Origin of the sequence: Streptomyces spiramyceticus (assembly GCF_028807635.1) — a bacterium.
Classification (GTDB): Bacteria; Actinomycetota; Actinomycetes; order Streptomycetales; family Streptomycetaceae; genus Streptomyces; species Streptomyces spiramyceticus.
Genome location: NZ_JARBAX010000001.1, coordinates 624197 through 637002, shown reverse-complemented (window position 1 = coordinate 637002; position 12806 = coordinate 624197). Strand labels below are relative to the sequence as shown.

At 72.8% G+C, this 12806-nt stretch carries 10 protein-coding genes; 1 reads left to right on the top strand and 9 read right to left on the bottom strand.

Translation table 11 applies throughout. The features are described from left to right. The first annotated feature begins 263 nt into the window (after positions 1-263). Positions 264-839, top strand: coding sequence for a histidine phosphatase family protein (locus tag PXH83_RS02800; protein ID WP_214920087.1), 576 nt, complete (start codon positions 264-266; stop codon positions 837-839). A gap of 16 nt (positions 840-855) precedes the next feature. Here the strand turns inward: PXH83_RS02800 and PXH83_RS02795 are convergent, their stop codons facing one another. From PXH83_RS02795 to PXH83_RS02755, 9 genes are all read right to left on the bottom strand, one after another. Beyond that, positions 856-2013, bottom strand: coding sequence for a methyltransferase (locus tag PXH83_RS02795; RefSeq protein WP_274556253.1), 1158 nt, complete (start codon positions 2011-2013; stop codon positions 856-858). 164 nt (positions 2014-2177) lie between these two features. Continuing rightward, complete coding sequence (locus PXH83_RS02790) at positions 2178-3761, bottom strand: PucR family transcriptional regulator (protein ID WP_274556250.1); 1584 nt, start codon at positions 3759-3761, stop codon at positions 2178-2180. 94 nt (positions 3762-3855) lie between these two features. Continuing rightward, a complete protein-coding gene (gene menC, locus PXH83_RS02785; protein ID WP_274556248.1) occupies positions 3856-4962 on the bottom strand; it encodes an o-succinylbenzoate synthase in 1107 nt (368 codons plus the stop codon). Further along, on the bottom strand, positions 4959-5828 hold the full coding sequence (locus PXH83_RS02780) for a GNAT family N-acetyltransferase (RefSeq protein ID WP_274556247.1): 870 nt from the start codon (positions 5826-5828) through the stop codon (positions 4959-4961). Before PXH83_RS02780 ends, menC begins: the two co-directional genes overlap by 4 nt. Further along, positions 5825-6946, bottom strand: coding sequence for a M20/M25/M40 family metallo-hydrolase (locus PXH83_RS02775; RefSeq protein WP_274556244.1), 1122 nt, complete (start codon positions 6944-6946; stop codon positions 5825-5827). The genes PXH83_RS02780 and PXH83_RS02775 overlap by 4 nt, the downstream gene beginning before the upstream one ends. 1 nt (position 6947) lies before the next feature. Beyond that, positions 6948-8315: a serine hydrolase domain-containing protein gene (locus tag PXH83_RS02770; RefSeq protein ID WP_274556242.1), complete on the bottom strand. Its 1368-nt coding sequence runs from the start codon at positions 8313-8315 to the stop codon at positions 6948-6950. Beyond that, positions 8308-10233 (bottom strand): S9 family peptidase, encoded by a 1926-nt coding sequence (locus PXH83_RS02765; protein WP_274556240.1) that lies wholly within the window; start codon positions 10231-10233, stop codon positions 8308-8310. Before PXH83_RS02765 ends, PXH83_RS02770 begins: the two co-directional genes overlap by 8 nt. Then, entirely contained in the window at positions 10230-10964 is a 735-nt protein-coding gene (locus PXH83_RS02760) for an ABC transporter ATP-binding protein (RefSeq protein ID WP_274556239.1), read from the bottom strand. The genes PXH83_RS02765 and PXH83_RS02760 overlap by 4 nt, the downstream gene beginning before the upstream one ends. Further along, a complete protein-coding gene (locus PXH83_RS02755; RefSeq protein ID WP_274556238.1) occupies positions 10961-12805 on the bottom strand; it encodes a dipeptide/oligopeptide/nickel ABC transporter permease/ATP-binding protein in 1845 nt (614 codons plus the stop codon). The genes PXH83_RS02760 and PXH83_RS02755 overlap by 4 nt, the downstream gene beginning before the upstream one ends. Position 12806: the final 1 nt, after the last annotated feature.

The window sequence follows — 12806 nt, the reverse complement described above, 5'->3', positions numbered from 1 at the left end:
TCCCCTACCCGCCTGGGTCTGGGGCGGAGCCCCAGTTCGCCGGACGCCCTTCGGGCGTGGTCCTCAAACGCCGGACGGGCTGGATTTCCGGCCCGGCCGAAAAATCTCGGCCCCTGAGGGTCCCCCTGGACGAAGTCCTTGGGGGAGTTTGAGGAGCGGGGTCTGGGGCGGACACCCGGTGTCCGGACGGGGCGGGTAGGGGAAAAGCGCCGCAGGTCGGCAAAGCCTTGACCTGCCGCGCTTTCCGATCCACGATCGCCGCCATGAACATTCGGGTCACCCTCGTCGCCGCCGCCCGCAGTTCCGCGCGGCTTGCGGAGCGCTTCGAGGACGACCGGCCGCTCGACCGGACCGGCTGGGAGGAGGTGCAGCTCGTCGCGCACACCCTCGTGCCGCTCGCCGCGGCCGACCTGCGCTATTGCTCGCCCAGCGCCCGCAGCCGTGCCACCGGCGAGGCCCTCGGCCTCTGGCCCCTCGTCCAGCCTGCGCTGCGCGACTGCGACATGGGTCGCTGGCGCGGCCGTACGCTCGGCGAGGTCGCGGCGTACGAGCCGGACGCCGTCGACCTCTGGCTCTCCGACCCCCGCTCCACCCCGCACGGCGGCGAGTCCCTGCTGGCCTTCATCTCGCGCATAGGCCGCTGGCTGGACACCCGGCCCGCCGACGACGGGAGCGCCGTCGTCGCGGTCGCCGAGCCCGCCGTCGTACGGGCCGCGCTGGTGTACTCCCTCAAGGCGCCGCCGTCCGCGTACTGGAACGTGGACGTCCGGCCCCTTTCGACCGTGCGGCTCAGCGGGCAGCCGGGGCGGTGGAGTCTCTGCCTCGAAGCGGGGATCTGAGCGGTGGGATCCGACGTCAGCGCTTGACCGCTCGCAGCACTACGAACTTCGGGTCGCTCGCCACCAGCTCGCTGTTGCCGAAGATCCGGCGCAGCGTCACGTGATAGCCCAGGTGCCGGTTGCCCACGACCCACAGCTCGCCACCGGGACGCAGCGCCGCCCGCGCGCCGGTGAACATCCGCCGGGACGTCGCGTCGGTCGTCGCCTGGTGGCTGTGGAACGGCGGATTGTTCAGTACGAGATCCACCGACCCCGCCGGTACGCCCGACAGGCCGTCCCCGACCAGGAATTCCGCCTTGGCGTCCGCCCCGGCATTCGCCCGGAACGTGGCCTCCGCCGACGCCACCGCCTGGAACGACTCGTCGACGAACAGCGTCTCCGCCTCCGGGTTGGCCAGCGCCGCCGCCGTACCGACCACGCCGTTGCCGCAGCCCAGATCCACGACCCGCTCGGCGCCCCGGCGCTGCGGGAGGTGGCGCAGGAAGAACCTCGTACCGATGTCGAGACGCTCGGCGCAGAAGACGCCCGCGTGGTTCGTGACGATCCGCCCGGACACCACCCCGACGTCGGCGGGCAGCGCATAGCTGTGCGGCCACGGGTTGCCGCCCCGGGGGAGCCCGGGGTCCGGCGTACAGAAGATGAGACGCGCCTTCTTCGCCGCCAGTGAGGTCCTCGTCGGGCCGAGGATCCGCTCGAACAGCCTCAGCGTGGAGGTGTGGATCTCCTTGACCATGCCCGTACCGACGACGACGGTGTCCGCGTGGATGCGCGGCGCGAGGCGGTGCAGCTGGTCCTCCAGCAGCGCGAGGCTCTTCGGTACGCGGATCAGCAGTACGTCGATCCGGTCCGGCGGCGTCTCCCGCGTCGACAGGAGCCGCACCGCCGAGGCGTCGATGCCGTTGCGCTCCAGGTTCGCCCCGGTCGCCCGCTGGGTGAGGTACGAGTCGGTGATCTGCACGGGGCGGGACCCGGCGAGCGCGGTGGCCAGCGCGCCCCAACGGTCGCCCACCACGACGACGGTGCCGGACAGGTCGGTCGCCGGACCGTCGCCCGTTCCCTCCAGATGCCGCAGCAGATACTCGTCGGCTGCGTCCCAGGCGCGAAGCCTGTCGCGGGGGTCCTCGGGGAAACGGGCGAGGGCGAACTCGCCCAGTGACGTCGTCAAATGGTTCATTGTGCCCTCAGGCTAACCGAGCCCCCGACCCGCTCACCCCGTGGTCACGGGCCTCGCGATCACGCTGAAGTGAGTGCCGGAGGGGTAGGTGATCTCCGCCGTGCGGCCGTACGGCGATTCGGATGCGGCACCGGTCGTGCCTCCGGCCGCGACTCCTCCCCCGGCTACCGCGGCCCCGGCCCCAGCCGCAATTGCAGCATCGCTTCGAATCGTGCCTCCGGGTCCGTGAGGTCGAGGCTCGCCACCTCTGCCAGCCGCTTCAGGCGGTACCGGAACGTGTTCGGGTGGACGTGCACCGCGGCAGACGCCGCGATCACGTCCCCGAACGTGCTCAGCCAGGCCGCCAGCGTCTCCGTGAGCGCCGTGTTGTGTTCGGCGTCGTAGGCGCGCAGGCGTACGACGGGACCGTCGGGAAGGTCGTCCTCCGCCGCCATCCGGTCGCCCAGCTCGACCAGCAGGGAAGCGACGTACACGTCCGACAGCCGCGCGGCCCTGAGCGGGGAGCGTCCGTCGCGCAGCACCCGCAGCGCCCGGTCCGCGTCCGAGCGCGACCTGCGCAGTTCGGCCGGCCGCATCGCCAGCCTGCCGATGCCGATGACCGCGGGGACGCGCGTGCCGATCCGGCCGAGAAACGCTTCCGCCACCCGTAGCGCGGGCTCGTCGGAGGCGGTCGGCAGGATCGCGTACGCGACGCCGCCGAGCGAGGCCGTGGCCGTTCGCGGGTGGATGGCGGCGAGGTGCAGCGCCAGGGCTTTGGAGACGCGGTGGCCGACCGCCACGCGGTCGGGGGCGGACGAACCGCCGGTCACCGCCAGCGCCAGAACGCACGCGGGCTGATCCGAGAGCCCCAGCCGTACCGCCGCGTCCGGCGCCCCCGCACCGCCCTCCAGAACCGTCGCGAGCAGGTCGGCCTGGAGCCGGTGCTCGACGTCTTCCCCCGCCCTTCGGCGCAGCAGATGCAAGGCGGCCACCTTCGCCGCCTCGGCGAGGGACCGCTCCCGGTCCTCGGTGAGCGGCTCGCGGACCACGACCCAGATGGAGCCCAGGATTTCCCCGCCGGCCCGCACGGCGATCGCCACCCGGGGCTTCTCCGCGACGCCCTCCACATAGACCGGCCGGTCGCTCCGGTAGAGGGCGTGGAAGGCGCCGCGTTCTTCCAGGATGCGGAGCTTCTCGCCCGGCACCTGCCGCTCCAGGATCGTGGCGATCCTGGCCTCGTCGCCCTCCTCCTGCCGGCTGGAGAAGGCCAGCACCCGGCCGTTGCGGTCCTCCACGGTCACCGGGCCGTCGAGCAGCGCGGCGACCGCGTTGGCCAGGGCGAACAGATCCCCGGCGAGCGGCTCGCCCGGGTCGTCCGCCTCGCCCGTCCCGTCCACGGCGAGCAGCGACCGCAGCAGCGTGGCGACTGGGGCCCACGACGCGCCCGGCGTCAGGCCGAGGACCGGGATGCCGGTACGGGTGACGGCGTCCTTCACCGCGCCGTCCACCGCGACGGGGGACCGTACGATCACGGCCGCCGCCCCGAGACCCGCCGCCCGCTCGACCAGCGCGGCCACCTGGTCGGCGCCGTAGACCCCGACGCCCAGGACCACCGCGTCGGGCAGCCGGGTCGGTTCGTCCTGGGGGTCGTGGATGAGTACGCCGCCGACGGGCCGCGTCGGGTCCGGCTCGCCCGCCACGACCTCGACCAAAGTCGACCCGAGGTCGGTGAGGATGCGGCCAAGTACGGACCTCGGCGGCGCCGTCATGAACCGGGAATGTCGACCGGGATCCGGGCGGCGGCGGCAGTGCCGGTCAAGCGGTCGTCGGCGGGCGTCGCACCGCCCGCCTCGTCGACTTCGCTCACCGGCCTATCCACTCCGTGGACACGGTGACTTCGGCGAGCCGTTCGGGGACGGGCGAAACCCCGATCCCCGGGCCCTGCGGGACCAGCAGATGCCCGTCCTGGAGGACGAAGGGCTCGGTGATGTCGGTCATGTAGTACCTCCCAGAGGCCGAGGTGTCGCCGGGCAGAGTGAATCCGGGCAGTGCGGCCAGCGCGACATTGGCGGCCCGGCCGAGCCCGGACTCCAGCATCCCGCCGCACCAGACGGGGACCCCGTGCGCCGCACACACGTCGTGGATGCGCCGGGCCTCCAGGTAGCCTCCTACCCGGCCCGGCTTGATGTTGACGATGGAGCAGGCCCCGAGTGCGATGGCGTCCGCAGCCGCCCGCGCCGAGACGATCGACTCGTCGAGGCATATCGGGGTGCGCACGAGTCGCGCGAGCTGTGCGTGGCCCCTGATGTCCTCCTCGTCCAGCGGCTGTTCGATGAGGAGCAGCCCGAACTCGTCGAGGCGAGCAAGGTGTTGTGCGTCGGCCACGGTGTAGGCGGTGTTGGCGTCCACCTGGAGGAGTACGTCGTCGCCGAAGCGTTCGCGGACGGCACGGACCGGTTCCACGTCCCAGCCCGGCTCGATCTTGAGCTTGATCCGCAGGTAACCGTCGGCGAGATAGCCCTCGACCGCGTCGAGCAGTTCCGGCACCGAGTCCATGATCCCTACCGAGACGCCGGCGGGCACCCGGTCGGCCGTGGCCCCGAGCCACTCCCCGAACGACAGCGCGCGCGCCCGTAACCAGGCGTCGAGCACCGCCGTCTCCAGGGCCGCCTTGGCCATCCGGTGGCCCTTGAACGCGACGAGCGCCGGCGCCACCGCCCGCGGGTCGAGCTCGGGCGGCCCCAGCAGCGCGGGGACCAGGAAGCGGCGCAGTACGTCGATGGCCCCGTCGGTGTACTCCGGCGAGTACACCGGGTCGGTCATCGTCACGCACTCGCCGTAGCCTTCGCCGTCGGCGGTCTCGATCCTGACCAGCAGAATGTCCCTGGTCGTCTGCGTCCCGAAGGACGTACGGAACGGCGACACCAACGGCATTGCGATTCGGCGCAGTTCCACACCGACAGGCTTCATGACCGGCCTTCCCTGGGTCGTTCGATCACGTACCAGCCGTCCCGGACGAAGCCGGTAACGGCCCGCCCTTCGGACATTAGCCCGCCGAGCACCTCCCGAACCGCGGATCTCCAGTCCCGTGCGGCCTCCGGGTCGGCGCGGCGCAACGCCTCGATGTCCGACGGCACCCGGACCAGGACGACTTCGCCGTCCCCCCGGCCCGCCACCGGCCGCCCGTCGGGCTTGGCGTCGAGGCCGACCACCGGCTCCGCGCCCAGCCCGGCGAGGTCCAACGCGGCCGGCAGCCCCGCGCAGGCGCGTGCGGAGCGCTCACCGGCCAGCTCCCAGTGGACGAGCAGCCGGTCGGTCTCGGTGCCCGCGTTCACCTCGTCGCGCATCGCGCCGTAGAAGTTCGACAGGTACTCGGAGGGAGTGGCGCCCAGCTTCGCCAGATTGAAGTAGGCATTGCGGGCGACCAGCGGGTCGTACGTCCATGTCACCGTCGTAATGCCCCGCTCCAACGACCACGCCCGCTGGTGCAGCTTGACCGCGAAGCCCACATTCCGGCCCCGCGTCACGCCCTCCACGGCGGCGATGTGCGAATGCAGCCCGGCCGTCGCGAGGAAGCCGAGGCACGCCCCGACCATCCGGCCGTCCTCGTAGGCGCCGACGGCGTAGCTGCCCGAGTGCGCCACTACGCGCAGCAGTTCCGGCGTCATCAGCGGGTTGTCCGGCTCGGGCCGCCACACCCGGTCGAGGAGCAGGCACGCCTCGCGCATCTCCGTCAGCTCGTGCAGCTCGCGGATACGCACGCCGGCGACCGCGGCGGCCCGGCCCGCCGCCGACACCGCGTCTCGCACCACGCTCTGTGGATTCGGGTCAGTCACCTTCGCTCCCCGGCCAGTTCGTCGACCAGAGCGGCCACCAGCGCGGCGCGGCACGGGAGTTCGGCCACGACCACATGCTCGTCGTCGGCGTGTGCTCCTCCGCCGACCGCGCCGAGCCCGTCCAGGGTCGGTGCCCCGGCCCCGGCCGTGAGGTTCCCGTCGGAGCCGCCGCCCACCGATACGCCCTGGAGGTCCCCGTACCCGAGCGCGTCGTACAGCCTGCGGGCTCGTCCGAACAGCGCCGCCGACGACTCGTGCTGCAGGGGCGCCCGCGCCGGCCCACCGGAGAGGCTGAGCGTGGCGCCCGCGAGCACCGGCGGCAGGCCGCGGAACGCCGCGTCCACGCGGGCCTGTTCGTCGGTGGTCCATGCCCGGACGTCCACGAGCACCTCCGCCGAGGCGGGGACCGTGTTGCGCGTGGTGCCCGACGTCAGCACGGTCGGGGTCACCGACGTACCGGCGCCCGGATCGGCGAGCGCGGCGATCGCGAGGACCTGGTGGGCGAGTTCGACACTCGCGTTCACCCCGCGGTGCGGTTCGAGACCGGCGTGCGCCGCCCGGCCTGTGATCCGCAGGTCGTACGTCGAAACGCCCTTGCGCGCGGTCTTCAGGGCGCCTTGCGCACTGGCCTCAAGGACAAGGACGGCGCCGGTACGGCGTGCCTCGGCCTCGATGAGCTCGCGCGACGTCGCCGAGCCCGTCTCCTCGTCGCTGGTCGCCAGCACGGTCACCCCGTCGAGGTCGTCGAGCACCGACAGGGCATGGAAGAGCTGAACGAGACCGGATTTCATGTCGAAGCAGCCGGGCCCGGTGAGCCGCCCGCCGGTGACGCCGTACGGATGGGTGGCGAGCGTCCCCACCGGCCACACCGTGTCGAAGTGGCCGAGCAGCAGCACCCGGTCGCCGGAGCCGAACCGCCACCGCAGATGCGGTCGTCCTCCGGCGGTGAGGCGTTCGGGCGCCGAGCCGGTCAGCCGGGCGCCCAGGCTCGCGACCACCTCGGCGCACTTGGCGACGGCCGCCGGGTCGGCCGTGGGGGACTCGGTGGTGACCAGTTCCTCGATGTCGGCGAGGATGTCCGGCAACCGGGCCTCCAACGCCGCGCCGATGCCGCGCACGTCAGCTCACCTTCGGGGTCGCTCGGCCGCCGTGGTGCAGATAGCGGGAGCCGTCGGCGAGGGCGTAGAAGACCACCGGGAACCACTCCTTCAGGCCGTCCCGCCGTACGACGAACAGGCCGGGTTCCACCGGGTGCAGCTCGTGCTCCTCCTCCGGCTCGACATGGTCGACGAGGTCGGCCAGCTCGGCCGTGATCCGGTTGTTCAGGACGAGCCTGCCGTCCCGTTCCAGGACCTCCATGCGGGCCGAGGTCCGTTCGTACACGCCGATGTAGTCCGCGGGGTCCACCGGCACAGGTTCCTTCGCGGGCGCGATCGGCGTGGGCATCGTGACGCCCGCCAGCTCGGCGAAGATCTCCCGGAAGAGGTCCTCGTAAAGGCCCATCGTGTCGCCGCCGTTGGTGAGCAGGCAGACCGCGAGCTCCGCGTCGGGGAGCACGCGCAGGAACGCGGACTGCCCGATGGTGTCGCCGTCGTGCCCGTACAGCCGCCGCCCGTCCCACTCGCACAGAATCCAGCCGAGTCCCCACGCGTCGCCGAACAGGTACGGGTCGGGCAGCTTCACCTGGGGGCTGCGCATCGCCTCGGTGCTCCCGGGCGACAGCAGCCGCCTGCCGTCGGCGGCGAGCCCGCCGCTGAGGTGCAGGGCGGCGAAGGCCAGCACGTCCCTGGGCGTCGAGCAGATCAGCCCGGCGGGTCCGGCCGAGCGCATCAGCATCCAGCGCGGCGCCACTTCGAGCGGCTCACCGACGTGCCCGGCGGCGGCCCGGAAGCGCAGGGCGTCCTCCGGGAGGGTCACGGTGTGGGTGAGACCGAGCGGGCGGTACAGGCGCTCACGCATCAGCTCGTCCCACTGGACGCCGGTGACCCGCTCCTGGACCCGGCCGAGCAGCGAGAACCCGGCGTTGCAGTACGACATGGTCGCGCCGAGCGGGTGGTTGGCGGCGACGCCGGGGAGCAGGGCGGCGTACTTCTCCAGGCAGTCGTCGCCCCGGCCCGTGTCGGCGAAGAAGTCTCCGTCGATACCGCTGGTGTGGGTGAGGATGTGACGCAGTGTCACGCCTTTGGTGAGCGCCTCGTCGGCCAGGCGCAGTTCGGGGAGCACCGAGACGATGGGCTCGTCCAGGTCCAGTACGCCCTCGTCCACCAGGATCATGGCGACCGTGGTGGTCCACACCTTGGAGATCGAGCCGATCTGCCACAGAGTCTCGGTGGTCGCCTCGATCCCGGCGCTCGCGTTGGCCAGCCCGGTGGCAGCCTCGGTCAGCTGCCCGTGGGAGAGGATGCCGAGGCTCGCGCCGGGCACTCCGTGACGGGCTGCCAGCTCGGCGAGACGGGCCTGCCAGTGGCCCGCGGTCTGTTCAGTCATGATCAGCTCCTGCCGTACGGAGGGCGGTGTGACCGGTGACCCAGCCGACGAGGCGGCGGGAGTAGTCGGCGCGGTGGGAGGGCCTGCCGCTGAGGACGAACAGATGCGACGCCCCCGGATAGCGCACCAGGCGGACGGGTACGTCCCGGACCCGCAGCGCGTGGAACCACTGCTCGGCCTGGCCGACGGGACAAGTGTCGTCGGCTTCCCCGTGCAGGATCAGCGTCGGCGCGCGCACCGCGTCCACGTGGCTGAGCGGGGACAGCGCGACCTGCCGGTCGCGGTCGCCGATCTCGGTGGTGAACAGGTCGTGGCCGGTGTCGGAGGTGCCGGCCATGCTGATCAGGTCCGTGACGACTCCGCCCGGTACGACGGCGGCGAAGACATCGCTGCGGGCCGACAGCCAGCAGGCCAGGTAGCCGCCGTAGCTGTAGCCGGTCAGTGCGATCCGCCCGGGGTCGGCGAGGCCCTCGGCGACCAGCTCGGCGACCGGTTCGAGTACGTCCTTCTCGTCGGCGTCGCCCCAGGCCCCGATCGCGGCGGTGTAGAACGCCTCGCCGTAGCCGTCGCTGCCCCGGATGTTCAGGGCGAGGATCGTCCAGCCGCGTGACGCGAGTTCCTGGTGGTAGAGGTGCACGGGGTCGGCGTGCGGCGACCAGGCGTTGTGCGGTCCGCCGTGCACGTCGACCAGCAGTGGGCCGTGCGACGGCGCCTTGGGGTCCCGTACGACGAAACCGTGCACCCTGGTGCCGTCGGAGATGGTGAACTCCCGCTCGGTGGAGGGGTGGAGCGTCACGCCGGCGAGGGCCTCCGCCGTGTGCTCGGTGAGGCGGGTGGTGCTGCCGGTGTCGAGGTCGAGGAGCGCGATCTCGCCGAAACTCGACCGGTCGGACACCAGCAGCGCGGCCCGTCCGGCCTTCGCGGCGACCGAACAGCCGCCGACCCCGGTCCCTTCGGCCAGCGGGAACTCGGTGATTTTGTCCGCGGCCAGCTGGTAGAGGCGGGTTACGCCGCGGTCCCGGGCGCAGAAGACGATGTCGGCGCCCCGGAATTGCGGCAGTGCGCCCGGGTAGCCGGGCCCGCCGGGCATCACGTTACGGTCCAGAGCCCCGGTCAGCGGGACGGGCGCCCCACCGTCCAGCGGCTGTCGCAGCAGGGCCAGATGACCGGCCGAAACGGTCGTCCGCCCGACGACCAGGAGCGCGGTCCCGTCGGCGAACCAGTCGACGGGACCTATGAGGCCGGTGGCGGGCCCGGTGAGGCGAGGCATCGCGCCGTCCGCGTCCACGTCGATCACATAGGCGGCCGAAGCCCCGGTCACGTCGGTGTCGCCGCCGATCGACGCCGGGAAGGCGAGCCGGGAGCCGTCGGGCGACCAGGCGGGCGGGCCCGCGTGGAAGTCCCCGTGGGTCAGCTGCCGACTCTCGCCCGTCGCCACGTCCGCCACGAACAGGTGCGTACGGACCGGGCCGAACGCCCCGTCGCCGTCTGCCTTGTAGCCGAGCCGGTCGATGACGACGGGCGCCGCCGGGTCGGGCCGGCACGCCGGTGCGGCGAAGGCGATCCGGGTCCCGTCCGGGCTCCAGACCGGCACCCCGCCACCGTGCTCCGGCTCCCCGTCGGCAAGCGGCGCGGCCTCGCCGCCCGTGGCGGGCAGCAGATGGATCCGGCCCTCGCGCAGGAACGCCACCGTCGTGCCGTCCGGCGACCAGCGCGGCGCGGCATCGGCGGGCCCGCGGGTGAGGCGGCGTGCGGGGCCGCCGTCCGTGCGGACCTCCCACAGCGAGCAGGCGGCGCGGTCGTGTTCGGCGTCCTGGGTGGTCAGGGTGTAGACGACCCGGTCGCCGTCGGGCGACAGGACCGGGTCCGCGGGTATCGCGAACCGGTACAGATCGTCGATGGTCAGTGGCCTGGTCACGGGGCCTCCTCCAGGGTCGGCACGCAGGACAGCAGGGTCTTGGTGAGTTCGTGGTGGGGCCGCTCCAGCACGTCGCAGGTGGGTCCGCTCTCCACGACGCGGCCGGAGTCCATCACGGCCACCCGGTCGGCGAGATAGCGGACGACCGCCAGGTTGTGGGAGATGAAGAGCAGTGCGAAGCCCAGCTCGCGCTGGAGCCCGCGCAGCAGATTGAGGATGGCGCCCTGTACGGACACGTCGAGCGCCGAGGTGATCTCGTCGGCGACGAGTACGTCGGGCCGCGCGGCCAGCGCACGGGCCAGCGCCACCCGCTGCCGCTGACCGCCCGAGAGCGCCGCCGGAGCGAGGGGGGCGCGGCCGGGGTCGATGCCGACCAGCTCAAGGAACCGTGCCACCTCCCGGGTCCTGGCCGCCCGGCCGGTGCGCGGGAGGGCTTCCCCGACAGCGGCGCCGATGCTCATACGGGGATCGAGTGACGCGTACGGATCCTGGAAGACCAGCTGGACGGGGCCGCGACCGGGACGCCTGCCGATGGGCCTGCCGTCCACGAGGATCCGGCCGGACGCGACCGGTGCGAGCCCCACGGCGGCCTTGCCGAGCGTCGACTTGCCGGACCCCGACCCGCCGACCAGGCCGGTCACCGTACCGTCGAGAACGTCGAGGTCCACGTCCCGCACGGCCGTGAAGCGGCCGTAGCGCACGGTGATCCGGCGCATCTGGAGCGAGCTCACCTCGCCACCTCCAGTCCGGCCGGAGCCGTCACGGGGTACCAGCAGGCGACCCGCTTGTGCGGCCCGTGCTCGGCGAGGCCGGGAGCCGCGCTCCTGCACCTGTCTCTGGCCCGGTCGCAACGCGGCGCGAAGGGGCACCCCTCGGGCCGTTCGGTCGGTTCGGGCGGCCGGCCGGGGATGGTCGCCAGCCGGCGTTCGCGGTCGGTGGCCATGGTCGGGACCGCGCCGACCAGTGCACGGGTGTAGGGGTGCGCGGCCCGGGTGAGCAGGTCGTCGACGGGCAGTTCCTCGACGACGTGTCCCGCGTACATGACCAGGACCCGCTCGCAGACCTGCGCGACGACCGCGATGTCGTGGGAGATCAGCAGCAGCGCGGCCCCGGACCGGACGCGTACCTCCGCGAGCAGGTCGAGGACCTGCTTCTGGACCAGCATGTCCAGTGCCGTGGTCGGCTCGTCGGCGATGATCAGCTTGGGTTCGCCCATCAGCCCCATGCCGATCATGGCGCGCTGCCGCATACCGCCGGAGTACTCGTGCGGCCGCTGTCCGGCCCGGCGGGCCGGTGAGGGGATCCGTACGGCCGTCAGCCGGTCGATCGCGCGGGCCGCCGCCTGCGAGCGGGAGGCGCCGAGGTGGACCTCCGCGACCTCGGCGAGCTGGCGGCCCACGCGCAGCGCCGGGTTGAGGGAAGCCATGGGGTCCTGGAACACCATGGCCAGGGACGTACCGAGTCTCGGGTTCGCGCGAAGGTCGTGGCCGTCGAAGCGGAGCGTTCCGGTCGAGACACGGCCGGGGTGGGGGACCAGGCCCGCCAGCGCCAGGGCCGTGAGGCTCTTGCCCGATCCGGACTCGCCCACCAGGCCGACGGCCTCGCCCTCGGCGATGGCCAGGGAGATCCCGCGTACCGCCGCCTGACCGTCCGGGAACGACACCCGCAGGTCGTCGGCCTGGAGCAGGACGTCGCGCGGCGCCACCGGCTCGGGGACCGGGACTTCATGGGCGGATGCGCGTGGTGCACTGTGCCCGCTGGCCTTCGCGACGACCTCGCCGGCCAGGCTGAACGCCATCCCGGTCAGTACGACGGCCACGCCGGGGGCCAGCGCGGCGACCGGGTTGACGTAGATGCGGTCGAGCTCCTCGTTGAGGAGGCGTCCCCAGTCGTAACTGGGCGACTGCACGCCGAGTCCGAGGAACGACAGGCCCGAGAAGGCCACCACGATCCCGGCCGCCGCCTGCGCGGTGAACAGGACCGCCGGTTCGGCGATGTTCGGCAGCACATGGCGCAGCACCAGACGGAACCGGCCGACGCCCAGGATCCTCGCGGCCGCGACGTAGTCCGAACCCGCCACCGCAGCCGTCAGGTTCTGCACCAGCCGGGCCGACGGCGGGACCATCGCGAGGCCGACCGACACCACCGCGCCGGTGGTCCCCACCCCGAAGATCGTCGCGAGGAAGAGGACGAAGAGCAGCCCCGGGAACGCCACAAGAACGCCCACGGCCGCCGTGACGAGACGGCCCGCCCGCCTGCCGAGCACCGCCGGGGCCAGGCCGAGGAGCAGTCCGCCCACGACGCCGATCGCCGTCGCCAGCAAGGTGAGTTGGAGCGTCAGCCGGGTCGCGACCACCACACGGGCGGCGATGTCCCTGCCGAGGTTGTCGGTGCCGAAGAGGTGTTCGGCGCTGCTGCCCTGGTTGATCGCGTCGGTGTTCACGCGGCTCGCGGCGGAGCCGAACAGCGGCGGGCCGAGGAGGGCCACCAGGACGAGCACAGTGAGGGCGGCCAGCGCCGCGATGCCGAGTGGGGTCCTGAGGGTACGGCGGAGCCGGCCCGCGAACGACATA